Consider the following 24,497-nt stretch of genomic DNA (forward strand, 5'->3'; position numbering starts at 1 on the left):
AAACTAATTAGACATAACATAAAACGCGCAATATAAAAATCATACTTTCATTTTATGATAGTACGCCATAACTCCATTAGGAATTATCATCGCTAACAAGGGCTTAAGAGCAAAAAATCTTTGAAAATATGGTATATCGAGTCTCTTACAAGCATCCAATCTTGCCTTCGTTTCGATGATTCTAAATTTTTTCTTTCTCCTTTTATAGGCATCTCTATCCTCACGATAATAAATTAGAGGTTCTTTGATATTTCTCAAAATAAATCCTTTCTCAAAAAACTTAACCCATAAATCGTAATCTTCTAGCCGTTGTCTAGTTAAATAATTATCTGAATATCCCCCAACCTTCAGCAAGCTCTCTCTTTTCATAATAACAGTAGGATGAATAAAGGGAGATCCCGTAACCAAGCACTTTTTATTAGGAAACTCCGGAGGCCGCCGTATTCCCCATACTCCATTCTCATCAAACACATATGCAGCTGAACCGCACGCATCACAATTATGATCTTGCATAAATCGGACTTGTTTTTCTATCCTGTCCTTTACCATTAGGTCATCACCATCATGGCGCATAATGTATTCCCCTGTACTCACTTCTAAACAGTTATTTAATGTCTTTGCCAATCCCATATTTTTTTCGTTTTTAATTACTTTTATTCTTTGATCCTTTTCTGAATAACCAAGGGCAATTTCATAAGTGTTATCCGTAGAGCCATCATCACACATGATAAGTTCCCAATTATCATATGTCTGATTTAATATCGAATCTACGGCTTCACCAAGGGTTTTTCCACAGTTATATATGCCCATTATTATAGAGACTTTTGCCCCCAATTCTTTAATACCTCCCTGTTTCGTTCTCCAAGACAGCTAGTGCAACAGCCTTTGAGCCCATTTCGGGGCTATTAAGACGTGACACCTGTCAAAGATCTCTCCGTGTAATTCGTGTAATAATTGCACCCCCTAATTTGCCTATCTGTCCTATCGTTAGAACAAAACAGAAAAATAGAAATACCCAAAACTTCTGTTCTAACCAAAGAGTCCAAGAAAACATAAGCTTTGGTATTGATATACTAAATAAATAAAGAAAAAATTTTTTAAATTGATGATCGATAGATTTACCTACAAATACATAAGCCATGGCGAATCCCATAACAAAAAACACAGGGATACTAATTATCAAGCCCCCTTCAGACAATAATTGTAGAAATAAATTATGTGCATAAGAACCACTTAAAACATAATAGTATCCCACACCATTTCCATATAGTGGACTATTCAAAAAATCATTTAGTGTTGCTTCATAAATCAAATCACGTCCGGAAAACATATCGTCTCTTTTCATTAAAAGCAATTGATAATCTATAAATTGACTATTAATATTGTACATAGATAATATATAGTCCAAATATAGGAACACGGTATACATATTGGAAAAAAATAAGAACAAAAAAAGACATATTAGTAATAAATACAGTAGTTTGAACTTTCTCGTTTTGATTTTCAATAAGAAGTAAAGTACAATAAATATTATTATTGAAAGCACAGCACCACGTGTTCTAAATAACATTATATGATAAGTATAAACTATAGAACTACATAAACCTAATAACCTGAGATGAATCTTCTTTTCTGTGAAAAAAAAGTAAATACCACATATTGCAAGAACAACCCAGCTATAACTCAAGCTCATTTGTTCTCCTGGATCTATGGATCCACTATCAAGGCTAATGGGCCACCATAAAAAAAGGCATGAAATTATTAATATGTACTTCATTACCTCATTAATATTAATTTTAACTGAGGCAATATACATTGGAACTAAGCCAAAACAAAAAAATCCTAATAAGTAATCATTCTTAAACATTTCATCCCTTAATAATAAAAATGAAATAAAAAAAAGAAACGAAAAAAGAAGAATTATAGGGATTATTTTTTTATCAAAATTATAGTGATTTATTATTACCGAAAGGATTCCTAGACATATATACACAATTGGAATATCTATGTTAAATTTTATTAATACTGCTGAAACCATTACTTGTACCACTAATACTACTGCCAAAAAAAAACTATTAACTTTTATCTTAATATTTGTTTCATTTGTAATATACTTGCCATATAATATCATCCAATATCACCCTTAATATTTTTCTTCATCTCAGTGCAATAAAATTTTGCAAATATATACATGCTCATTAAAAAGTTAACCTTCGTATAAGTGGTGCCCACTCCGGTTATACTGTTCCTAAGGAAAAGCATGGAAAAGAAGCGGAATTCTGCATGAAACGTCTCAAAATCACCAACGATCACGGATGGACACCTCGGACACTTCGCAAACAGGAACGGAAAATCAAAAACACCCTTCTTCGCCAACGGGTGATGGCGGTTCGCCTAGTCATGGAAGGCTATTTGGGCAAAGAGGTGGCCTCCATGGTCAACGTGTGCCGATAAACCGTTTCCCATTATGTGCCGCTGTTCAACGAAGGCGGTCTGAAGCTCTTGCTTCATCGGGATTTCGCCCCCGGGCGGGAGCCGTTTCTCACCGAAGAACAGCAGGAAGAGATCAAACAGCTTGTGTTGACCACCACTCCCGCGGAACTGGGCTGGGACGTCGCTTCGGCGTGGAACACCAAACTCCTGCAATCCTATGTCGAAAAGCACTTCGGGGTTTCCATTTCCCGCGAAGCGCTGCGAAAACTCCTGCACCGCAAAGGGCTGTCGTGGACACGGCCGACCTACACGTTGGCGAAAGGCGATCCGGATCGACAAAAGAATTTTGAGAAACAGATCGACTTCATAAAAAAACTTAATGGATCCTGGTACGGTCTTGTTGTACCTTGATGAAACCCATATCCGCTCTTACCATGTCCTGCGGTCCACATGGTCGGAAGTCGGCCGCCAAAAACAAGTGCCGACGTTCGGCCATCATGCCCACGTATCGCTGTTTGGCGCGGTCAACATCCACGATGGCGAAACGGTGCTTCATCAAACGACCGCTGCCAATGCCGCGACGTTCTTGGATTTCTTGAGAATGCTCAAAGAGCGCGATCCAGACCGTCTCATAGTCTTGGTGTTGGATAACGCCCGCATTCACCATGCCAAAATGGTCAAGGAGTTTTTGCAGGAAGAAGGGCAGTGTTTTCACTTTATTTACCTTCCTCCCTATTCGCCACAGCTGAACCCGATCAAACGCTTATGGAAATGGCTGAAAGATACGGTGATGGCCAATGTCTTTCACAAGGATCGCAACGATATCATTCAAGCCATTACTCGGTTTGTCAACTACATCCACGAACGTCCGGAGGAAGTGCTGCAGCGCTTAGGGTGTGCAGGATGACTGAGAAGTTAACTCTTCATGTTGCATGTATATAGAATCGACATCAAACTTCCAAACACCCTCTATTTTTATTGACATAATTTCGAGAAAAAGTCCAGTCTCTTTTTTTCTTTTTCCGAATAGTATATATGTGAAATCTTATCTCGACTAACCGTCTTGCCTTTAGAGTGCTCCATAAATTCGTAGATTAACTGTAAATTATTTTCCACATTATCTTCTGTATTAGGTATCTTTAATATAAATTCCTCTGTCCTGTCTATAAAATCCGTATCCTCATAACCAATAACAACTGGCAGTCCAAAATGTAAATACTCTCTTACTTTTAGTGGAGAAGCTTCGTTCATATTGTTTCGATGCAACGCTAGTGTTCCGATTGCTACGTCACTGAACTTGATTATTTCTATATATTTATCTACATTTAAATACCCATAAGTATAAACATTATTTAAACCAGGATCATCGTCTATACCAATTAAGTGAAACTTCACATTTGGTAATTTAGATGCCAAATAATAGATTTTATCTACACCATGCCATAAACAATTCGGTGATCCAATAAAAACGGCATTTATCTCGTTATCTTTTACTTTCCTATTAACTAGAGGTACATCATCACTAATTCCATTTCCAATGGTTATTATAGGCTTATTATACTTCTTTATCTGTTCCTCAAGTTCATAAGTTACCGTAACAAATCCTCTTGCTGAAGAATTCATAATTCCTCTCGTCAACAAATTGTACACTCTTTTTGTCCAACTAGCATATAATTTCATTTCTTCTACTTCATCACTATTATACTCTATAACTGTCGGTACTTTTTTAAACATGATCAGGCGTGTTGATTATCCAATAAAATCCAAAGGGTATAGAAAAAAGAGCACCTTTCCTGTAGAATGTGAGTAGCGACACAAACAAACCCAGGAGGTGCTCTCTATGAACAAGCATACCACACTCCCGAATTTGATGCAAAAACTTGTTTCGGATGAAGAGATTCAACTGATTGCCGAAGCGGTTGGGTATCGTGATTCGTCTCGAACCTTTACGTTGCGCGAGTTGATTCACTTCTTCCTGCTGGCCGCCATGCATCAATGGAAAAGCTTTCGCCACGGAGCCGATGTGGGGCCTCTGTATGGATTGCCGCGATTCCATTATTCAACTGTATCCAAGAAAGCGAAAGAAGTTCCCTATGACATCATGAAACGCTTGTTGGCGTTGATCATTTCCAAGTGCAACCGCCAAACCCGCCGCTCGCTTCGGTTTCCCAAACCGCTTCGGGTGGTGGATTCGACGACCGTCACGGTCGGGAAAAACCGCCTGCCATGGGCGCCGTATCACGGCGAACGCGCCGGAGTGAAGCTGCACGTCGCGTATTCGCCGGAATCCTCGTTGCCGGCAGACGTGGTGGAAACCATCGGACTGCGTCATGATGGCCCGGTGGGAGAACAGTTGACGAACGCTCAACAAGTGCTCGTGGAAGACCGGGCGTATTTCAAAATCGAACGCCTCGATCGATTTGTGGAGCAGCATCAGCTCTTTGTCATTCGAATGAAGGACAACATCGAACTTCATCAGAAAAAAAGCTTGAAACGCCTTTCCAGCACATCTTCATCGGTTCAAGCCGACTTCACGTGCCAGTTGGGGACGAAACAATGCCGATCGACCAAGCGTCACCGGGTAGTGATCTTTCGAGATGCAAATGGCCGCGACATTCGGGTCGTGACGAATCTCTTCCATGCGTCTGCGGAAACCATTGCCGACATGTACCAACAACGTTGGACCGTTGAAGTCTTTTTCCGCTGGGTAAAGCAATATCTGAATGTCCCAACCTTGTTTGGCACGACGGAAAATGCGGTATACAATCAGCTGTTTGGGGCGTTCATTGCGTATGTGTTGCTGCGATGGCTGTATGATCAAACCAAAAAACGGACGAACGTCTCTCTTTCCTTCATTTCGTTTGTTCGCCGTTTTTTCTCTGGGCAGCTTCCTCTCGATTGGAAATCCGGGATGGCCGCTGCTTTGTTTGAGTATGCCCAAATTTATGGAAGACGTATGTCTAATTTTGGATAATCAACACTCGTGAAACATGATATAAAAAGGTAAAGTAAATCGTTGTTGTCTGAAATAAATAATATCTGGTTTCCAATTTAATATTTTTTTTATTAGGAACGGGTTTGTCGCTAACTCCAAATAGTTTCTAAAAGATATTACTTCGGTATCTAGGGATTCAAATAATGAGTTTAAGCCATATTTTGTAAAACAAAATAATTTTACCTCATTACCGTTTTTAGTCCACTCTTTAATCTGGTAATATATCTTTTTCTCTACTCCTCCCTCTTTCTCAAACTTACCAGTGATTACATAGGCTATTTTCACTTCTTTCACCTCTTAGGATTTAAACTCAACTTTTGTGCAATTTCCCTCTCTTATTGCAACCTAAACGTTATTGATTTCTTAATAACTGATTCCGGAACATCTCTTAATTTTCTCGCCGGCACTCCTACCACTAGTTCTTCCTTCTCTACATCCTTCGTCACGACACTCCCAGCTGCTACAGCTCCATCCTCTTTTATGACCTTTCCGGGAAGAATGGTCGCATTCGCCCCTATGCGTCCTCCATCTTTCACAGTTACACCTTTGAATTTTCCAAACCGTTCTTTGCTCCAAGCCATATAATTGTCATTTGTCGTGACTACACAGGGGGCAATAAAGACGTAATCCCCTAACTCTGAATAAGCAGTAATATTAGCAATTCGTCTCTAGTTTGCAATATTTCCCTATCTTGCAGTCGCTTTCGATTTCCACTCCACGTCCAACGATAGTTCTTTCTCCGATCGTTACCCGCTCACGAACAGTCGCTAAATCGGCGATGAATACTTCATCCCCAATTTCAGCGTTCGCATAAATAATTGCGGAGGTTCCGATTGTTACTCCCGATCCAATCACAGCTGGTGGGAGCTGCTTGGTTTCAGGTAAAACGGATGCTTTTGCACGTGTCGGCTGTTTACCGATGACAGCATTATCTTGAATCACCACGTTATCGCCGATTTTCGTGCCTTCACAAATAATGACATTATTCCCAATGACCACGTTTTCCCCAAAAGAAACATGGTCCCCAATGACTACATTTTGACCTTTCCTAATATCGCACATGCTTTTCACTCCTCAAGTATAACCGCCTATACAAATTATAGGCGGACGCTGTCTGAAAGGAAGTCTGCGATTATGTTCGCGATCTTCTCCGATGCCTTTCCATCCCCATACAAAGGGGGTGGAAAAATCCGTTGGTTCAAATTGCTGAATTACCTTTGCCAAATCTTCTTCAATTCGGATTGATTAACCGGTTGCCCCTCTCAACCGTTTCAATCCATTCTGTTTCGGCTCGTTTAGATGCGGAAACTTCACATTTTAAGATAGCCGCCTGCAATTCGTCGAAGCGGCTGTTGTAACCTAACACGTGGTGATAATACTTGGGCTTGTTGCCGTGGACGCGAATGACGCGGCATTTCTCGACCACCTCATCATCATTGGTGACAATCATTCCCCCGTCACCATAAGCCCCTAAATTCTTGGTCGGGAAGAAACTGTACGTTGCAACCGTCCCCAGTTCCCCGACCGTTTTCCCTTTATACTTGGCGCCAATCGCCTGAGCGGCATCTTCAATAATCGCCAAGCGATATTGCCGGGCAATCTCAACAATCGGATCCATATCTGCCATTTGCCCATATGAGTGAAACGGAATGATTGCCTTCGTTCTCGGCGTAATGGCCGCTTCGATGTTCGATAGATCTATGTTAAATGTTACTGGATCGATGTCGACAAAAACAGGCTTCGCCTCCGTACGCGCGATAGATCCGGCAGTGACAAAAAACGTAAAAGGCGTCGTGATCACTTTATCCCCTTCCCCTACGCCTACCGCTTGAAGAGCGATGTGGATCGCATCGCTTCCGTTCCCTACACCAATGCGGTGCTTGACACGGCTGTATTTGACGATATCCGATTCCAACTTTTTAACGTTCTCTCCCAAGATAAAACGGGACGAGGACATGATCTTCATCTAACTTTTGCATGATTTTGTCTTTCATGGATTGATATTGTTCTGAGAGGTCTAGCATTTCGATTTTCATTGTTATTCTACTCCTGCTCATTTTTCTTTGTCTGTAACTTTAAGATGAAAATAAAGTACAGTATGTAATAACAAAACTCATATAAACTGTAAAAGATCAAAAAATAGATGACATCTATATTCAAGCTTAAGAAAAGCAAGAACACCGTAAAAACAAATCGAAAAAATTGCAAATAAAAAAGTCTTCTAACTGCTCCAACAGCTAAAAAGGCAACACTTAAAGGTGAAACAACAAACTTTATTGCATATGAAAATACTAGAATTCGTGCAAATTCTCCAGCAACAGACCATTTCTCTCCAAAAACAAAAGAAAATAATTGTGGTCCAAAAAATAATAAAATTAGCAAAGGAAAAATAGAAATCAGCGATAAATATTTTGCTGTATTTAAGATAATTGGTCTTAATGGTTTACATTGATTGTATGCCTCCGAAATTTTTTGAAAGAATACCTGTGATACCGAAGTTGATATGACAGACAAGGGCATACTTATTGTCCGGGTCGTTAGATTGTAATAACCTAAATCTACACTTGAGTAGGTTTTACTTACACATAAAGCAGGCAATTGTAAAGACATTGTATCTAGAAAAGCACTTGCCATATTAAACTGAGGATACTCTTTGTATGTTAAAGCCTGTTCCTTTATTTTTGATAAGGAAGCATGCTCTTTCAGTTCCTTAATTATCTCTCTATCTCTAACAAAATTGTAAATAAGATAAATTACAGAAGCAACTGCACCCAATAAATGACCAAAGATTAAACCGAATTCGTTCTTATAAATTATTCCTATCGCTATATTAGGAATTATATTCCCAAATGTTTGTATAATCCTACTTTTTGACAAAACACCGAATCGCTTTTCCCTATTAAACCAGTAATTAAAAGTTTGCGTAACACCTATTAAAAAGGTAGCAAAAGGAATCAAATAAAGCCAAATTCCTATACTTTTGTTGTCTAGTAAATCAAGTATATCCCTATGAAAAAGAATCACAATGATGAACATTAAAAAGCTAGTAACAAAAGAAGCAATTAGGGAAAGAGTAAATATATTTAGAGCATCTCCTCTTTTTTGAGGTGTTACAATCGCAAATTCGTACCTTAACGTGACTGCTACAGATACAATACTTATGATAGAAATATATAAAGCATAAACACCAAAATCAACCGGATTGTAAATTCTCGTTAGTATAGGAGAAACTAAAATGGGAAGCAATTGTGCGATAGTGATGCCGGTCATTAATGTCAATACATTTCTTAAGAACTCCTGCTTGGTTAATCCTTTGATCTTATACAAAATCTGCACAATTGCCACCCCAATTAATCATAGATTAAAGTTTGTAATAATTGTTACGGCCTTCTCTGTTAACAGCGTTCCTCGTATCAAAAATCACTTTCGCCTTTTCCGCTACCATTTCAAAATCAAACGCAGTATGATTTGTTGTTATTAACACGAGATCTGCTTCTTCAATACTTACGTCATGCAATTCTCTCGTTTCGATTATTTTCCGTGAAAATCCCCACCACTTGGTGAGTGCGGTATACGCTCCTGATCCGTGAGGGTATACTGAAAATGGCCAAAAAAGGCAATAGGAAAGCAGAGGTGCCCGATTTTAGGCATCTCGTATAACCTGTCTGCCTTTTGGCTAGACTAAATAAGTTGTGGTTGGCGGAACGGCTCTTTGCGGGAGATCATGCAAAAGATGATCACCAACATCCGCCGAGCAATGGCGATGAGGGCTTTTTTCTTCCCGCACCGGGCCGCCAACGACCAAAACTTTCGGGACAAGGGATGCGTCTTGGATCGAGCTGCTGACCATGCCGCCTCGCATAACGCCGATCGGAGATGGGGATTGCCTTTTGTCGTGCGCGTGCTCTTTCGCTTTCCGGCGCTTTCATGGTTGCCGGGGGACAATCCAGTCCATGAAGCCGCCCGTTCCGGCGTTTCAAAGACGCTCATGTCGGTTCCCATCTCGGCTATGATGACGGCGGCGGTTTGTTTTTTGATTCCAGGCATGGTCATCAGTAAGTCCACTTCCTCCCGATACGGCTCGAGCAGGCGGTCGATGTGCTGGTCGACTTCTTCGATGAGCCGCTCCAATTCCTCAACGTGTTTCCACAAGAGGCGAAGGAGACGGAGCTCGTGTTCGGTCAAGGTGCCGAGCAGCGAATCGTACACCGCCTGCTTTTTCTTTTTGAGCCTGCCGCGCAGGCATTGATCCAACTCGTCCTTGTCCACGTATCCCTTCTCAAGCAGCCGGGCGAGGATGTCTTTTCCGGAAACGCCGAAGAGATCGGAGAGGACCGAGCCGAGTTTGACATTGGAAGACTCGAGCACTTTTTGAATCCGGTTTTTCTCCGAAGTCAGCTGTCCGACCCACTTTTTGCGGAGGCGGGTAAAATCCCGCAATTCGCGAATATCCGCTGGGGGGACGAAACTTTTTTCAACGAGTCCATGGCGGAGCAGCTTGGCGATCCACTCGGCGTCCGAGACATCGGTTTTTCTTCCCGGGACATTTTTGATCCGCTGCGGATTGGCCAAAGTCAAGTCGACATAGCCCTCGAGGAAGGCGAAGACCGGTTTCCAATACACGCCGGTGGATTCCATGGCGACATGGGTAACGCCATGTTCTTCGAGCCACTCAAGCAGGTCGCCAAGTCCCTTCGAGAACGTGGAGAAGGTTTGAATGTCCTTTTGAATGTGTCCATCTTCTTCCCATAGCGCGCAGGCGACGATGGTTTCGGCATGAACATCCAATCCTGCGCAGCGAGGATAGATGACATCCATGATGAAAATCCTCCTTTTCGATGATCGAGTGCGCAAACAGCGAATCCACGGGAGAAATGCGGCAGTTTTCCGTTCGTCGTCACCTTTCCTCCGCATCGGGAAAGGGCGGACAATGGGTGGTGCACCCAGTGGATTCAAACACTTTTCCGTACAGGGTCTAAGCCACCATTAAGCATAACGTCCTGTTGAACTGTTTGCGCCTATTCTTCATTATGGGAAGAAAAGGGGGATTTTCATCCCTGGGTGGAGGGCAAACCATTGCCCATGGATCTTTTCCGTTCCAATTAAACTCTTTCACGTGCGGATCGACAACCGTCCAGTTTGCCCCTGCTTTTGTCAATTTCGTTAGAATGGGTAACACTGGCGACTCGCGGTAGTCGTCGATATCTTTTTTATAAGCCACACCTAACACAAAAATATTTGAACCTTTCAACGCTTTCCCATGTTCATTTAAAATTTCTGCACAGCGCTGGACGACAAAATCGGGCATGCTGTCGTTAATTTCACCGGCGATTTCGATTAGGCGTGTATGGTAGTTGTATTCTCTTGCCTTCCACGTTAAATACCAAGGAGCGATCGGGATGCAATGGCCGCCCAATCCCGGTTCTGGACAGAAGGGCATAAATCCGTACGGTTTGGTTGCTGCCGCATCGATGACTTCCCAGACATCAATACCCATTTTTTGGCACAAGATAGCCATTTCGTTTCCTAAGGCGATGTTGATGTTACGGAATGTATTTTCGGGAATTTTTTCCATCTCTGCTACTTTGCGGCTGGACACTTCATGAACATCGCCTTCAAGGACACTTCGGTACATGGTTGATGCGACAAGGGTGCATGTCGGCGTGACTCCCCCGACGACTTTTGGCGTATTTTTCGTGTTGTATTGCTTGTTGCCTGGGTCGACGCGTTCTGGGGAATACGCTAAGAAAAAGTGCTCGCCACATACTAGCCCTGATTCTTCTAAAATCGGTTTGACGACCTCTTCTGTTGTTCCGGAGATACGTTGTGCTTTCTATATACACGCTCATAAAAGAGTCAACCTTCGTATCATCAGTGCACACTCCGGTGATCCTGCTCCCAAGAAAAACCATAGAAAATGAGTGGGATCTTTCATGAAACATCTCCAAATCACCAACGATCACGGATGATCATCACGGAAACTTCGCAAGCAGGAGCGAAAAATCAAAAATACGCTTCTCCGTCAACGGATGATGACAGTCCGGTTGGTGATGGAAAGGCTATTTGGGCAAAGAAGCAACTTACATGGCCAACGTCTGCCGACAAACCGTTTCCCACTATGTGTCGCTGTTCAACGAAGGCGGCTTGGAACTCTTGCTTCATCGAGATTTTCCTCCAGGATGCCACCCGTTTCTCACCGCAGAACAGCAGGAAGAGGTCAAGCAGCTCGTGCTCACCACGACTCCCGCGGAATTGGGCTAGGATGTCGCTTCGGCGTGGAACACCAAACTCCTGCAATCCTATGTTGAAAAGCACTTCGGTGTTTCCCTTTCCCGCGGAAGCGCTGCGAAAAAACTGCTGCACCACCAAGGGCTGTCGTGAACTCGCCCTACGAAGTTGGCCAAAGGGAATCCGGATGAGCAAAAGCGATTTGAAAAGCAAATAGATCTGATAAAAAAACTTGATCACCAAGGATACCGAAGATGCCGTTCTTCTGTACATGGATGAAACCCATATCCGCTCCGATCATGTCTTGCGATCCATCTGGTCCGAGACCGGTCGTCAAAAGCGAGTGCCGACATTCGGCCATCATGCCCATGTTTCAGTATTGGGCGCCGTGAACGTCCACGATGGGGACACCTTGGTTCATCAAGCGGAGGCCGCCAATGCCAAGACGTTCCTTGATTTCTTGCGTCTGCTCAAAGAGCGGCATCCCAACCGACTGATTGCGTTAATCTTGGACAACGACCGGATTCATCATGCTCAAATGGTGAAGGACTTTTTGCGGGAAGAAGGGCAGTGTTTTCACTTCCTGTATCTTCCCCCGTATTCACGGTAGCTCCATCCGATCGAGCGTTTATGGAAATGGTTGAAGGATACGGTGATCGCGAATGTCTTTCACAAGGACCGCCACGAGATCCTTCAGGCCGTTCAACGGTTTGTCCATCACATTCAGGAACGCCCAGAGGAAGTGTTGTGGCGCTTAGGGTGTGCCGCGTCATCGAGAAATTAACTTTTCAATTTTCAAATCAACAAATAAGTCTTTCGGTAATGTCATATCAAGATTTTTATCCAAATAATACCTAAATGTAAATGAACGCTCATCAATTCGCTCAAAATCATTTACCAAGCCACCGATTTTATCAATGTCGTCTGAAGATTACTCCGATATAACAGGTGTTTACACTTTCCCCAGTAAGATGATAGTTTATGCCCATTCTTTTTAACAAAAGCTTTCTTCTCCCAGATACTGTCTTCCGAACACTTAAAGTACATGTTTTTCAGAAGCAACTCTAAATAATGCCGATAAAGAAACATAATTGGAAATACATATAAATCTTCTAATCCACATTCAACAGCTTTATCTGTCAGTTCATCAGCTGCTTCCTTAATATCCAGAAATATATCCGAAAGGAACTAACGCTCCTATTTCTAATGATTCATCAACATCTGTCTGCCATCCTATATTAGCTACGCCTTCTTGCTTAATGGTTTTTCCCATAAATACCCTATGGTTTGTTTAGATATTTTTTCTCTTGCTCCTTTTTATCACTCATAACTTTTCATTACTCCCCCTTATAGTATCATAAGTTCACCATTCACAACACCCAACAACCTCTCCCTCACCTCTCCCTCGCTCATCTCCCCAAACCGCTCCATAAAGTCGCGGAGGATGGCTTCGTCGACCGCCGTCGCCTTCCCAATATGAATCTTCGGAAACACCTGCTCCGGGTGCACTTCGTTTTCGTTGAGCAATTCCTCGAACATTTTCTCGCCCGGACGGATGCCGGTGAATTCGATGCCGATTTCTTCGACGGTATAGCCGGACAGTTTGATTAAGTTTTTCGCAAGGTCGACGATTTTGACCGGTTCACCCATGTCGAGGACGAAGATTTCCCCGCCTTTGGCAAGCGCCCCGGCTTGGATGACGAGGCGGGAGGCTTCCGGAATCGTCATGAAGTAGCGCGTCATGTCCGGGTGGGTGACGGTGACGGGACCGCCCGCTTGGATTTGTTTTTTGAACAGCGGGATGACGCTGCCGCGGCTGCCGAGGACGTTTCCAAAGCGGACGGCGGCAAATTTCATTGGAATAAATGATATAAGCATTACGAAGACAATAGGGAAACATTCAATTCGAACAAACTAAAACTACTTCTTCAACTATTTTTTCCCTTTCCTTATCTCTATAATAATGGCTATATCGAACTTGTCTATCAAACGAACTTACCAAAAGGTCCTCTTTGATAATGGAAAGCTCCTTGACTAACTCAGCTTTTACCCCTGACGATAGTAAGCCAATGATGTCTTTTGCCCTTTCCTTCGAGGAATCCCATCCATATGGATTTCCCCCGTTGCGCAGCCATTGAAGAAAACGCTCGACAAACAATTTTTCTATTTTTTCGTCTTTGGTGATTTTCATGAATGGATAGAGCTTAACGAGTTGATGGAGTTTTTCCAATTCTTGACGTTGAAGGTGCTGTACAAGCAGTTCACCATCTGCCTTTTGTAACTCTTCCACAAAAATACTAGGATGATCCTTTTCTACAAACATGTAATTAATAATTAGAGCAATTCTTTTTTCAACAGGGAGTCGCTGCAATATACTAGCAATTGTCTCCATTTCCTTTATCGTTTTCTCTTCATTCCCTTCCATTAAGTAAAACTGATAATGCTGCATGAAATAAAAGAAAGCGCCGTTTGCTTTCAGTTCATCGTCCGATGCCAGCAAAGGGATCAATTCTTCGTAAGGGAACGATAACTCTCCCCCTAACATTACGCATAAAAAGATCGCATTTTGTTGGTCTTTCTCCAAAACTCGCCAAAAATCATCGCGATTCGCTTCATAAAGGAATTGGAGCAATAATAAATATCCCCTCATATCTATTTGATAATCTGGAACGTAGCCGCTGAAATGGGAAACATATTCATATTTGTTTTTGTATTCATGTGCCATTAATTCCGCCTCATATCTTAATGTTTTCGATTGTGATGACAAAAGCAGTTCTAATCCTCTTATCATCAAGCGATAGCTGTTTTTCTCCTTCACATATTCAGCGACTTCTTTTTTATTCACGTTGTTGGATATGATAATCATAAGCGCTAAATAAAACACTAAACTGTAATGAGGACCTTTCCCTTTAGGAAACGAGGAAAGTTCAGACTCAAATTCATCAATCAACTCTTTCCACGTTTTTGTGCCTAACAACTGCTCTAACTTTGGCTTTAAGCTATACCAGCCATTTCTTCTTTCGTTAAAGATAGAAGCAATTTCTTCGATTTTTTCTTTCATTATGAGCATCCCCAGTTCTTTTTCGCATAAATGGTTTCAAGCTGCTGTAATAATTCATGAATCTCTGAAATCTCATGTTCATGCAGTTGTGAAATTCTCATAATCGGAATAGGCCTTTCTTGTTGCTGCAAATCTATACTATTCAATGACCCGCCAAGATGAAAATGTTTTACGTATGCTTGCTCTTCCACATCATATAAAAAAAGAAACCGGTCATGGACTCGAAACCCTTGTTCAACTAAATCAATCGGTTCAATGCTGGAAAAGGAAATAGGTCGACAGTTTCTGCTATTGTAAAACCATATCATTTTTACTGGCCGGAGAAAGTTTTGAATAAAATCTAAAAATTCCTTGACCCTGTTTTGGAGATCAGAACTAACACCACCATAATATGGATCCACGATAATTGCTACGTATGAACCACCTGTCGTAAAATATTCAAGTTCACTTACAAAGTAATCTTTCACTTCACATGATTTGTAAGCGATCATTGTAATCCCCTTGATAAAACAATGTGGTTTTGTGAAACAATATTTTCCTCTAAAATACGAAACACATGTTTTCCATCTAAAGGATCAAGTTCAATAATTGCCGAATAATTATCTCCAAATGAATTGAAAGAAGTACCTAACATAAAAGCCCGAAATACATCCGTATTATTTTTATTTATCAAAAACAAAAAGCGGTCATGAAATGGTTCTATTGTTCCATAAAAGGTAAAATTTAAAGTAAAACCTCTTTTGTTTAAAAAGCTAACCGTAGGTTGAATCGTTTTTTGAAACTGCTCAAACTGTTGTTCCGCATCTTCTTTCGATTTTGCTTTAAACACAATATGTTTGCTCAATCGGTTGTTCTTCCCAAGCACCTTAATAATATCATTGATTCGTTTTTCTCCGCCTTCTGGGCTACAATCCATAAAATACCGATCATATACCCACATATGATCAAACCCACCAGATTCAACAATTTCTTCAAAAATTTCAAGTGCTCGTTCATATTGCCCCTTAGTGATAAATTCAAAACGCCGCCCTTTTATGAATCGACTAGCCAAAAGTTTTTCCCGATAAAAATAAGAGTTTAGTGGTTCTGCGTTTGCTTCTCCTATTGTGATCGGCTCATAAACAATATCTTTTAGTACCACGGTCTTGCTGGATAACTGCAAAGGCACTTTGATTTGCTTCGTCGTGATCCCCATTGTAATATGAATTGATCTAATGAACGAAACATCATAGCAAGCATACACTAATCGATTGTTCCCATATAATTCAATATCTACCTTATTCGTAACTATTCACCCCAGTGCTAGTGTATAAAAAAGCCCAGCACAAATAGGGCATTTCGGTCATAGAAAATGCCCTAGGTAGCGGAAAGAACTCGATCGATCGTTTCGCCTGCCAACAGAAGACATAACGAATCCCACACGTTTTTTTCGTGTTTCGTCAGTGTGGAAACGATGCTTCTTGCGATGCAAAACGACTGCGCGAATGTTTCTTCGCGAAACGTACCCGAAATGTTCTCTTTGACTTTGACCATGCGAAGATCGCGTTCGGCTTGGTTGTTATCAAAGGGAACATGTACTTCACGTAAGAAACGCAGCGCTTCTTCCTTTCGTTTTTGAAGGCGTCGAACAAAAGCGAGTGCTTTTTTCGGAAGAGGCGTCATCGTTTCCAATCGGTGTTGTGCTCTTTCTAGGATGCGATCATACACTCGTTCCCACCGTCTCGCTTCTTCTTCGGAAAGTGCACCGTGATGGGCTTCGACGGCTTGCTTGGCGGCTAACAGAAACGTGGTCATGCGCATCGCCCACGTATGCCCCTGTTCGATGAATCCTTTTAACTCACGCAAATGGTGGGCATGACAAAGGGCATGGGTGGCATGTGTGTATTTCGGATACGTACCGAACGCATCGTGCATCATCGTCCCTTCATATCGGGGAAGAATCCCGATATCATCGGTCGCTTTTTTTCCACGAGAAGCGTGAGGAGCCAAGTATGTATATCTCGATGTACACGCGACATGCACCCATGCGAGTTTCCCATTGATGCGCAAACTCGTTTCATCGACATGCAGGATGTTGGATTCAAGTAAGGCGTCTTCGATGATGTCCATATTTGATTCCAGCGCTTCGCGTCCTCGTTTCACCATATTGGCAAGGGTTCCTGTACTAATCGAGTGTTGATATAACGCTTCGATTGTATCACTTAAACGCTTGTACGGGATCAATTGGATATGATGTAAATAAACAACGAGCGCCGTGAGCCGTGGACCGTATTGCACATGATTCGTGACATGGGATGGGAATTCGGCTTGTTGCACGCATCGACAATGTGGACACGATTTCACTTCACGTTCATGTTGTGTCACCTCGATCGCCACAGGAGGGACATCAAACACTTGACGGATATCGACTTTGAACGGTTTGACTTCACGCAAAGAAGCTCCACATCCTTGACACGTATGCACACGGTGGACGACACGATGATGTGGATGTTCCACTTGACGGAGCGTCTTCCCCTCATGTCCCTCTTGCCCACCAGGCTTTTTGCCAGACGGCTCGCGGGAGGAACGCTTTTTCTCAAAACGGTCAGAAGATGGGGGCAAATGGCTATTGGAGCTGTTTTTTTTCGTGCGTGCTTCCAGCTCTTGAACACGGTACTTCAGTTGTTCATTTTCTTTGCGTAGTTGTTTGTTTTCGTGACGCAAATGTTCATTTTCTTGAATGAGTTGATGAATGAGCTGTTTTTGTTGTTGAACTTTGCCGATTAAGCTCTCAACTGTAAATACAGCTTGTTGTACCGTCAACATGCGATTCACCTCCTTGTCTATCAATATTCACATCATAGACAAGGAAAGAAGAAAATATTCAGCTCACTTTATGATGTGGCTGAATAGTTACCCTTATTCCATTCCCTGCTTGATTCAAGCAGATGCTGATCTTGGACTGGTAATATTTTTGTATCAACAATTATATTGTTAAATTTAAACTTAGCGATGCACATAAGTTCTCCGTAACCATTCTGTAAAACGTGAAGTTGAAAGTTGCGTTTATTTTCTTTAGATAAAATTTTTTTCACTTCAATTTTGGTGGGTGTAAAAATAAGAATATTCCCTAAAGTATAAGGAGACTTATGGAGATTAAAATTAGACCACTTCTTAATGTACTGAGCAATTTCATCAAATAACTGTGGTTGTTCATCTATCATCTTTTCGACCCATTGTTTGTCCATTGTAATGAATTCCTTATAATTACAACATAACGCCACATACGGATTTTTATCGTGTTGTGATGGTAAAAATCCCTCTGCATGACAATGATAAGAAATCTCTTCCAGATCAAGCGTATCAATCCAAGATTCTTTAAATACTATGGTTCCAGCAGATAACTTTTCTTCTTGATAAATTGTTCTATGGATCGGATAATCATCAAATCCATCATGATAAATTCGCATTATTTCTTGATTATTATAAAAGAATTGTTGTTTTATCAAAGAGAAACACCTTCTTTTTTAAGACTACTTACTTTTAAACTATTGATTCACTGCTGAGTTTACAGAACCCTTCGACATAAACCGACTATTCGCAATCCCCAACAATCTTGCCTTAACCTCTTCTTTGTCCATCTCTTCAAACCGCTCCATAAAGTCTTGAAGAACTTTCTCTTCCACCGCTGTTGCTTTCCCAATAAATATTTTCGGAAACACCTGCTCTGGATGGACTTCGTTTTCATTAAGCAGCTCTTCAAACAGCTTTTCGCCAGGACGAATGCCGGTGAATTCGATACCGATTTCTTCGACGGTATAGCCGGATAGTTTGATTAAGTTTTTCGCGAGATCGACGATTTTGACCGGTTCACCCATGTCGAGGACAAAGATTTCGCCGCCTTTGGCAAGCGCCCCGGCTTGGATGACGAGGCAGGACGCTTCGGGAATGGTCATGAAGTAGCGTGTCATGTCCGGGTGGGTGACGGTGACTGGGCCGCCTGCTTGGATTTGTTTTTTGAACAGCGGGATGACGCTGCCACGGCTCCCCAAGACGTTTCCAAAGCGGACGGCGACGAATTTCGTTTTGCTTTGTTTGTCGAGCTGCTGGATGAGCATTTCGGCGAACCGCTTGGTCGCTCCCATGACGTTTGTCGGGTTGACGGCTTTGTCTGAAGAGATAAGGACAAACGTATGTACCCCGAATGTATCGGCGGCTTCGGCAACATTTTTCGTGCCGAAAATGTTGTTTTTGACCGCCTCTTTCGGATTGTATTCCATGAGCGGCACGTGCTTATGGGCGGCGGCATGGTAGACGACATCTGGCTTATGTTCTTCCATCACTTCAAACATGCGTGTGCGGTCTTGGATGTCGCCAATGACAGGGACGATTTCGATTTGGCCTTTATATTGATGGCGGAGTTCCATGTCGATTTGGTAAATGCTGTTTTCGCCATGGCCGAGAAGGACGAGTTTTTTCGGCCGAAATTGACATACTTGGCGGCAAATTTCCGAGCCGATCGAGCCCCCAGCTCCCGTGACTAAAATCGTTTTGTTTTCGATATAGCTTGCGATGCTTTCGATATCGAGTTCGACCGGTTCGCGGCCGAGCAAGTCCTCGACTTGGACGTCGCGGAATTGGCTGACCGATACTTTGCCGGTGACGATGTCTTCGAGTTTCGGGACGATTTGCGTTTTGGCGTTCGTTTTGGCGCATTGCTCGAAAATGCGGTTCAACTGTTTTTTTGTCAACGACGGAATGGCGATAATAATCTGTTCGATCCGCAACGTTTGGACGATGTCCTCGATGTCTTCCGTTGTTCCGAGCACGGGAATCCCGAAAAATTGCAGCTTTTGTTTGTTTGGGTCATCGTCAATAAAAACGACGGGCTTTAACTCCGCTTCCGGGTTATTGAGGAGCTGGCGCACGACCATCATGCCCGCCGCCCCCGCGCCGATGATCATCGTCCGCCGTTTATTGACATCCGATTTGATATAGCGGTCACGGAACACGCGCCAGACGAAGCGCGAGCCGCCAATTGAAAGAATGTGAATCATCCACGTGATCATTAATGCGCGAGCGTAGATGTCATGGAACACGGCAAACTGCACGGCCGCTGTGGTCATAACCGACAGTGTGACCGCTTTGATAATCGCCGTCAGTTCACCGATGCTTGCGTATTCCCACGCTTTATGGTATAAGCGATAAACAAATGCGAACAGGTGATGACTCACCAACAGGGTGACCGCCGACAAGAGAATCGGCTTATGTTCCAATATCTCTACATGTGGATAAAGCGTAAACACGCTAATATAAATCGCTGTCAGCACAATCGCTGAATCGAGCAGCACTAAAAACGTCAATCGATGTCGATACGCCAACGCTTGCGTCCCCCTTCACCATAATCAAAAACGAACCTTGTGGATGACGGCTCGTTGTACGTTCATATGTTGCTTTGTTTTTTCTACGATGTTCTCCATCAACTCAAGCAAATCATCTCGCAGCTCCTCATTCTGCACCGCAAACTCAATCGTCGTTTTCATAAACCCGAGCTTCTCCCCAACGTCGTACCGCTTGCCTTCGAATTCATAGGCGAAGACGCATTGAATTTCGTTCAGTTTTTGAATCGCGTCGGTGAGCTGGATTTCGCCGCCGAGACCATCGCTTTGTGCACTTTTTTCAATTGATGGAACCCCCTATGTATTTTGGCTCATATGCCCCCGCGCATCGGTGCAACCGCAGCTGCGCCGATGCGCCGATGCATATGGGCATAAAAAACAGCCCCTTTTTGGGACTTAGTTTGGCATTTTTGATTTCAGGTTTAAAATTTCTTTTTCATGATCGATCAGTTTGTCGAACATCACATCGGATCGGCGCTGCAAGTACGAGACGGTGACATCGACGGATTTTCTGATGCTCGTGACATCGTTTAAAATGAGTGCTTGATTGTGTTTGGAAACGCGCAGCTCTTCGAGGATTCGTTCTTGCGTCTGCTTGATGCCGGCCATCTCGTGTTCTAATGTTTGTTGGCCTGCTTGCAACTGGACAATGTCTTTTTGAATTTGGGAAACCGTCGTTTCCAATGTCCGTTGTCCTTCTTGGAGCTGGACGACATCACGCTGCAATGCTTTCTGGCCTTCTTGGAGCTGAATGACATCACGCTGCAACGCCTTCTGCCCTTCTTGGAGCTGGGCAACATCCTTTTGAATTTGGGAAACCGTGGTTTCTAATGTCCGTTGACCTTCTTGCAGTTGGGTGACTTCCTTCTGAAGCTGGAATACGTTTTGGCGAATGTGTCCGACTGTGCCTTCCAACCGCTCGAGCCTGTCGTGGACTGGTTTCAGTTCTTCTTGCAAGACGGAGCGGAGCAATTCTTTCAGCTCTTGGCTCATCGCTTCACCTCCTTGCCACCATTATAGCATGGCGCGGCAGGAAAACGTTACAACGTGTATTCTCCTTGTCCGGAGTCATTCAGTGGAATGCGTTGATGAGGAACTTCATGCCCCAAAATGACAAGGCTTGGATCATCCCAGTCCGCATACGGCGGCTTCTTCACGGGTTTGCCCACCGGCTGCCGAAACAAAGCTGGATCTGGCGAGTTTTTCGATAAATGGTCATCCCGGTAGGCCGTGTATACACATATTTTTGAAAAAGGCGGAAGATCCAAAAGCCCTCTTAACATATAGGCATGAAGGATGCCACCTTCGAACTGCCGTTTCGCCTTTTCCCAACTGTCCTCTCCTACCGTTTTTTTACATTCAAAAATGTGCAGTTCCCAACGTTGCTCCTCTCTTTTGACAAAGACGATGCCATCGGGGGTGTTTTTTGTTCGAAGATAAGGGAACCCTCTGTTGGGTTTGATCGAAAACACCACTGCTTCGTTGGAACAATGGAGCGTTAATCGAGCTTCTCCTGATTTTTCCTGCTCAATAACATATAACGTTCCACCTGTTTCCCCCGTTTTCTCATAAAAGCTTCGCTCAAGGTATTCGAGGTTATTCATCCTCTCCATCCTCTTCCCCGATCTGGAATGCATACGTCTCTTCATTCAACTGCAAAATGACTTCGTTGAACGTTTCCGCCGGAAAGCCGTTTTCGGTCGGAATGAGCGGTGTGATGATCGTGTCTTGGCCTTGCAGGCGGAACTGGTACGCCCTCACCTTTTTCGGATCAATCGCATCCTCATCGACATAACCATACGTTTTCATCAACTGTTCTCTCTTTGGATGCTGGTGAAGTTTGATCAAATTGTTCACCTGTTGGAACAAAATGTCGCTATGAGTGGTCAGCCATACAGGCATGCCTCGGTTGACCAGCTTGACAAGCGCAGTGGCTAATATACGCTGGACGCGTGGATGCAGATGCGCTTCTGCCTCTTCAAAAAAGAGCGAACGATATGTTGCTTTCGATTTTAAAAATAAAATGAGCGGAGACAGCTCGGTTACGAGCGAAGATGTAACATACAACGGCAAGCGCTCTTGTTTGCCTTGCGGGCAATAGTAAAACGATGGAATGGGTCCTTTTTCTTGGTCCATGGTCCCGTTGGCAATCTGGGTTTCAATAAACCGTCCGATATCCGCGTATTTAGACTGTCCACTTTCCTCCAAACGCAACAACGCTTGCAAGAATCGATATACAGGCAAAGTGAAGTCAAGGGATGGTTCCTCATGTTCTTCGTTGATCATCCGTTCCATCATCTCTTGCACCAGCGCCTTGTAAGACAACATGAACCCTGTTCTCGAAGCGGGCAAATACAGCGCTTCGCCAATGGCCCGCCCTTGGATGCCGCCTTGTCTGGATGGCGGGTAAAACGGCGATGTGAGCCCATCCATAAGCAAGTTCCACGTAATGTATTGAGCCATGCGATACCGCTCTGTCGCTTGTCCCTTGCTTCGATCCGTATACGGGATGCGAATATAGTGTTTCCCCGTCGAAAAACGAGTGCCTTGGAGCGAATCTTTCCTTTCAAAGATGATTCGCAACGGTTCAGAACGGCGGTAGCGCTCGATGCTTAACGAACCGATCGGAATTTTGCGGCGAAAAATCGTTCTGATCAACTCGCTTTTTTTGTTTCGAAGAACATCATTAAACCATTGGACAAACAGCTGCGCTTCACGGTCTTGGATGAGGCAGTCATAGCCGATAGACGATTCAAGAAAGCGATCGATTTCCTTGTACATTGACGTGGTCGGAGGGTCTTTCGGAAACAGTTTGCGTCCCTCGGACAATACCCCCCAAAGAAGCGACATCATATAGCTTTTGCCGCTGTTGTTGTCGCCGACAAACAACATCAACGGGGCAATATCGATTTCCCCCTGTTTGATCTTTCCGAACCGCTCGACCTTTAACGCCCAAGTTTGTTCCATGCGCGTATCGCCTCTCTTTACAAATTACGAGTCCTCTATCTTTCTATTATAAACGATACGCCTGACTCATAATCACTGATTGGGTAAAAACGAGTGAAAAATCGGGCATCTAACCCGCCCTCACGCCACACCCTCGACGACGGGCGTCTAAGGTGCCAGGACCGTCATCGTCCCCACCCACGGCATGGCCGAGTGCCTCCATTGATAACGGTAAGGAGACATCACCGAACGAAACGGCATCAACGAAGAAAACGGCCTGTCTTTAAGACAAAGAAGCCGCCGCTATGAATCTCTTGCCGCGCGAGCCAAACTGTCTTAAAGAAAGAGCCGCCGCTATTGGATGCCGGTCGACATCATCGCGAATCGTTCTACAAGAAACAAGTCATGTTTCGACAACGAAAGGGCAAAAGAAAAGAAGTATTTCTAAAATTATTTTATCCTGAATCCGTGACAGAAGTGTATCAAAAATGCTGGAAAACCCAATCATGCCAAAGTATCAACTCAATTCCGAATGTTCACCTATTAGGTGAAGAACCCCGAGTGCAATATTTGTTGATTTATCAAGTTTTCTTGGCAGTTTGAACGCGTCTTTATCACGGATTCAGGTTTATATCATACTGCCAACTATTTCTAAAAGAGGCCAAGGAACTTTTTCTTTTTCACCCGCTGTGGTTCGTCGCGGAACACGGCTTGGCCGCGAACGAGCAGCTCGGCGTTCTCTTGGAAGTAGTACACCATGTCTGTCCCGTATTCTTTCCGGATCACCTCGTACGCCTCGCGGAGGCGAAACGGCCGCGTTTTCGTGTTGTGGGCGTCCGAGGCGATGAAATGGGCCAAGTTCGCTTCGATCAGCTGAAACGAGAACGTTTTGATTTTCTTGCCGAAATGGCCCGTAATGCTTGATGCCGTCAGCTGGGCCAAGGCGCCGCGTTTGACGAGCTGGTAAAGCCGCTCGGGGGTTTCGATGATCTCGGCGTTTCGCTCCGGATGGGCGATGATCGGGATAAACCCTTTCACTTGGGCATCAAAGAGGAGTTGCTCCGCATACTTCGGCACATGATCGGGCGGAAATTCGATCAACATGTATGATGTATCGGCAAGCGTCATCACCTCGCCTCGGGCAAGGCCGTCAAGCAAGTCTCCGTGGATGCGCACTTCTTGGCCTGGAAGCACGTTCAAGGCGATGCCGCGCCGTTTCAATTCGTCATTTAGTTCCGCCGCCAAGGAAAGGACGGCTGGTCTTGGGTTGTCATGCGTTCCATTTTGATGATGGGGAGTGGCGATGATCGTTGTAATCCCCTCCTTGGCTGCGGCTTGCGCCATGGCGATGGCGTTCTCCATCGCCGCCGCTCCGTCGTCAACGCCAGGCAAAATATGGCTATGAATGTCGATCATCGTCCACTCCTCCTTTTTTCGCTCTACTAAACACCTATTA

Annotated in this window: 22 protein-coding genes and 5 pseudogenes; 6 read left to right on the forward strand and 21 right to left on the reverse strand. The window is 43.6% G+C overall.

The window, feature by feature from the left end:
• Nucleotides 1-39 precede the first annotated feature (39 nt).
• The gene (locus GT3570_RS16155) at nt 40-834 is read right to left on the reverse strand and encodes a glycosyltransferase family 2 protein (protein ID WP_318258051.1); all 795 of its coding nucleotides are present in this window, start codon (nt 832-834) and stop codon (nt 40-42) included.
• Between the two features lie 88 nt (nt 835-922).
• Nucleotides 923-2,131, reverse strand: coding sequence for an O-antigen ligase family protein (locus GT3570_RS16160; protein ID WP_062899029.1), 1,209 nt, complete (start codon nt 2,129-2,131; stop codon nt 923-925).
• A gap of 371 nt (nt 2,132-2,502) precedes the next feature.
• Between GT3570_RS16160 and GT3570_RS19390 the strand changes: the two genes are divergently transcribed.
• Entirely contained in the window at nt 2,503-2,844 is a 342-nt protein-coding gene (locus tag GT3570_RS19390; RefSeq protein ID WP_449727750.1) for a winged helix-turn-helix domain-containing protein, read from the forward strand.
• The gene (locus GT3570_RS18830) at nt 2,813-3,340 is read left to right on the forward strand and encodes an IS630 family transposase (RefSeq protein WP_062899031.1); all 528 of its coding nucleotides are present in this window, start codon (nt 2,813-2,815) and stop codon (nt 3,338-3,340) included. Before GT3570_RS19390 ends, GT3570_RS18830 begins: the two co-directional genes overlap by 32 nt.
• A 68-nt stretch (nt 3,341-3,408) precedes the next feature.
• Here the strand turns inward: GT3570_RS18830 and GT3570_RS16180 are convergent, their stop codons facing one another.
• The gene (locus tag GT3570_RS16180; RefSeq protein ID WP_156484091.1) at nt 3,409-4,167 is read right to left on the reverse strand and encodes a glycosyltransferase family protein; all 759 of its coding nucleotides are present in this window, start codon (nt 4,165-4,167) and stop codon (nt 3,409-3,411) included.
• Nucleotides 4,168-4,273: 106 nt separating this feature from the next.
• On the opposite strand from GT3570_RS16180, the gene GT3570_RS16185 reads away from it, so the two are divergent.
• Complete coding sequence (locus GT3570_RS16185; RefSeq protein WP_062898340.1) at nt 4,274-5,407, forward strand: IS4 family transposase; 1,134 nt, start codon at nt 4,274-4,276, stop codon at nt 5,405-5,407.
• Here GT3570_RS16185 and GT3570_RS16190 read toward each other — a convergent pair whose 3' ends face one another.
• The 6 genes and pseudogenes from GT3570_RS16190 to GT3570_RS16215 all read right to left on the reverse strand — a co-directional run.
• Nucleotides 5,408-5,713, reverse strand: coding sequence for a glycosyltransferase family protein (locus tag GT3570_RS16190; RefSeq protein WP_062899033.1), 306 nt, complete (start codon nt 5,711-5,713; stop codon nt 5,408-5,410).
• Nucleotides 5,714-5,780: 67 nt separating this feature from the next.
• Nucleotides 5,781-6,490, reverse strand: a pseudogene (locus tag GT3570_RS19370) (acyltransferase).
• Nucleotides 6,491-6,721: 231 nt separating this feature from the next.
• Nucleotides 6,722-7,464: pseudogene (locus tag GT3570_RS16200) on the reverse strand (DegT/DnrJ/EryC1/StrS family aminotransferase); the annotation flags it as partial.
• Nucleotides 7,465-7,471: 7 nt separating this feature from the next.
• Nucleotides 7,472-8,773: an oligosaccharide flippase family protein gene (locus GT3570_RS16205; protein WP_156484092.1), complete on the reverse strand. Its 1,302-nt coding sequence runs from the start codon at nt 8,771-8,773 to the stop codon at nt 7,472-7,474.
• Nucleotides 8,774-9,109: 336 nt separating this feature from the next.
• Nucleotides 9,110-10,246 carry an IS110-like element ISGka2 family transposase gene (locus GT3570_RS16210; RefSeq protein ID WP_062899035.1) on the reverse strand — a complete coding sequence of 379 codons (1,137 nt, stop codon included), beginning with the start codon at nt 10,244-10,246 and terminating at the stop codon, nt 9,110-9,112.
• Between the two features lie 286 nt (nt 10,247-10,532).
• A pseudogene (locus GT3570_RS16215) lies at nt 10,533-11,277 on the reverse strand (nucleotide sugar dehydrogenase); the annotation flags it as partial.
• Between the two features lie 235 nt (nt 11,278-11,512).
• On the opposite strand from GT3570_RS16215, the gene GT3570_RS19225 reads away from it, so the two are divergent.
• The 3 genes from GT3570_RS19225 to GT3570_RS18860 all read left to right on the forward strand — a co-directional run bounded on the left by GT3570_RS19225 (nt 11,513) and on the right by GT3570_RS18860 (nt 12,266).
• Complete coding sequence (locus tag GT3570_RS19225) at nt 11,513-11,689, forward strand: hypothetical protein (protein WP_318258053.1); 177 nt, start codon at nt 11,513-11,515, stop codon at nt 11,687-11,689.
• Between the two features lie 30 nt (nt 11,690-11,719).
• Nucleotides 11,720-11,809, forward strand: coding sequence for a hypothetical protein (locus GT3570_RS19230; protein ID WP_318258105.1), 90 nt, complete (start codon nt 11,720-11,722; stop codon nt 11,807-11,809).
• A 79-nt stretch (nt 11,810-11,888) separates the two neighbouring features.
• Nucleotides 11,889-12,266, forward strand: a complete 378-nt coding sequence (locus GT3570_RS18860; protein WP_318258054.1) for a transposase — start codon at nt 11,889-11,891, stop codon at nt 12,264-12,266.
• A 737-nt stretch (nt 12,267-13,003) separates the two neighbouring features.
• Here GT3570_RS18860 and GT3570_RS16230 read toward each other — a convergent pair.
• The 12 genes and pseudogenes from GT3570_RS16230 to GT3570_RS16280 form a co-directional block, all read right to left on the reverse strand.
• A pseudogene (locus GT3570_RS16230) lies at nt 13,004-13,501 on the reverse strand (polysaccharide biosynthesis protein); the annotation flags it as partial.
• A 55-nt stretch (nt 13,502-13,556) separates the two neighbouring features.
• A complete protein-coding gene (locus GT3570_RS16235; protein ID WP_156484093.1) occupies nt 13,557-14,717 on the reverse strand; it encodes a hypothetical protein in 1,161 nt (386 codons plus the stop codon).
• On the reverse strand, nt 14,717-15,208 hold the full coding sequence (locus GT3570_RS16240) for a hypothetical protein (protein ID WP_062899039.1): 492 nt from the start codon (nt 15,206-15,208) through the stop codon (nt 14,717-14,719). The genes GT3570_RS16235 and GT3570_RS16240 overlap by 1 nt, the downstream gene beginning before the upstream one ends.
• Nucleotides 15,205-15,960 carry a hypothetical protein gene (locus GT3570_RS16245; protein WP_062899040.1) on the reverse strand — a complete coding sequence of 252 codons (756 nt, stop codon included), beginning with the start codon at nt 15,958-15,960 and terminating at the stop codon, nt 15,205-15,207. Before GT3570_RS16245 ends, GT3570_RS16240 begins: the two co-directional genes overlap by 4 nt.
• Nucleotides 15,961-16,073: 113 nt before the next feature.
• Nucleotides 16,074-17,522, reverse strand: a complete 1,449-nt coding sequence (locus GT3570_RS16250) for an IS66-like element ISBst12 family transposase (RefSeq protein WP_062898466.1) — start codon at nt 17,520-17,522, stop codon at nt 16,074-16,076.
• Between the two features lie 68 nt (nt 17,523-17,590).
• A complete protein-coding gene (locus tag GT3570_RS16255) occupies nt 17,591-18,205 on the reverse strand; it encodes a hypothetical protein (protein WP_062899041.1) in 615 nt (204 codons plus the stop codon).
• A 39-nt stretch (nt 18,206-18,244) separates the two neighbouring features.
• On the reverse strand, nt 18,245-20,077 hold the full coding sequence (locus tag GT3570_RS16260) for a polysaccharide biosynthesis protein (RefSeq protein WP_062899042.1): 1,833 nt from the start codon (nt 20,075-20,077) through the stop codon (nt 18,245-18,247).
• Nucleotides 20,078-20,101: 24 nt separating this feature from the next.
• A pseudogene (locus tag GT3570_RS18270) lies at nt 20,102-20,365 on the reverse strand (hypothetical protein); the annotation flags it as partial.
• A gap of 126 nt (nt 20,366-20,491) precedes the next feature.
• Entirely contained in the window at nt 20,492-21,088 is a 597-nt protein-coding gene (locus GT3570_RS16265) for a hypothetical protein (protein ID WP_062899043.1), read from the reverse strand.
• Nucleotides 21,089-21,135: 47 nt separating this feature from the next.
• A complete protein-coding gene (locus GT3570_RS16270) occupies nt 21,136-21,699 on the reverse strand; it encodes a hypothetical protein (RefSeq protein WP_062899044.1) in 564 nt (187 codons plus the stop codon).
• Nucleotides 21,692-23,062, reverse strand: a complete 1,371-nt coding sequence (locus tag GT3570_RS16275; protein WP_062899045.1) for an AAA family ATPase — start codon at nt 23,060-23,062, stop codon at nt 21,692-21,694. The genes GT3570_RS16270 and GT3570_RS16275 overlap by 8 nt, the downstream gene beginning before the upstream one ends.
• Nucleotides 23,063-23,692: 630 nt before the next feature.
• Nucleotides 23,693-24,457, reverse strand: a complete 765-nt coding sequence (locus tag GT3570_RS16280; RefSeq protein ID WP_014196930.1) for a tyrosine-protein phosphatase — start codon at nt 24,455-24,457, stop codon at nt 23,693-23,695.
• Between the last annotated feature and the right edge of the window lie 40 nt (nt 24,458-24,497).

The sequence above is a fragment of the Geobacillus thermoleovorans genome, from assembly GCF_001610955.1.
GTDB lineage: Bacteria > Bacillota > Bacilli > Bacillales > Anoxybacillaceae > Geobacillus > Geobacillus thermoleovorans.

What these genes read in the sequence shown, in the direction of transcription:
- GT3570_RS16250 (WP_062898466.1), bottom strand. Translation starts at nt 17,522, where the DNA reads ATGTTGACGGTACAACAAGCTGTATTTACAGTTGAGAGCTTAATCGGC.
- GT3570_RS16275 (WP_062899045.1), bottom strand. Translation starts at nt 23,062, where the DNA reads ATGGAACAAACTTGGGCGTTAAAGGTCGAGCGGTTCGGAAAGATCAAA.
- GT3570_RS16270 (WP_062899044.1), bottom strand. Translation starts at nt 21,699, where the DNA reads ATGAATAACCTCGAATACCTTGAGCGAAGCTTTTATGAGAAAACGGGG.
- GT3570_RS16180 (WP_156484091.1), bottom strand. Translation starts at nt 4,167, where the DNA reads ATGTTTAAAAAAGTACCGACAGTTATAGAGTATAATAGTGATGAAGTA.
- GT3570_RS16160 (WP_062899029.1), bottom strand. Translation starts at nt 2,131, where the DNA reads ATGATATTATATGGCAAGTATATTACAAATGAAACAAATATTAAGATA.
- GT3570_RS16280 (WP_014196930.1), bottom strand. Translation starts at nt 24,457, where the DNA reads ATGATCGACATTCATAGCCATATTTTGCCTGGCGTTGACGACGGAGCG.
- GT3570_RS16185 (WP_062898340.1), top strand. Translation starts at nt 4,274, where the DNA reads ATGAACAAGCATACCACACTCCCGAATTTGATGCAAAAACTTGTTTCG.
- GT3570_RS16240 (WP_062899039.1), bottom strand. Translation starts at nt 15,208, where the DNA reads ATGATCGCTTACAAATCATGTGAAGTGAAAGATTACTTTGTAAGTGAA.
- GT3570_RS16265 (WP_062899043.1), bottom strand. Translation starts at nt 21,088, where the DNA reads ATGAGCCAAGAGCTGAAAGAATTGCTCCGCTCCGTCTTGCAAGAAGAA.
- GT3570_RS16210 (WP_062899035.1), bottom strand. Translation starts at nt 10,246, where the DNA reads ATGGATGTCATCTATCCTCGCTGCGCAGGATTGGATGTTCATGCCGAA.
- GT3570_RS16235 (WP_156484093.1), bottom strand. Translation starts at nt 14,717, where the DNA reads ATGAAAGAAAAAATCGAAGAAATTGCTTCTATCTTTAACGAAAGAAGA.
- GT3570_RS18830 (WP_062899031.1), top strand. Translation starts at nt 2,813, where the DNA reads ATGGATCCTGGTACGGTCTTGTTGTACCTTGATGAAACCCATATCCGC.
- GT3570_RS19225 (WP_318258053.1), top strand. Translation starts at nt 11,513, where the DNA reads ATGGCCAACGTCTGCCGACAAACCGTTTCCCACTATGTGTCGCTGTTC.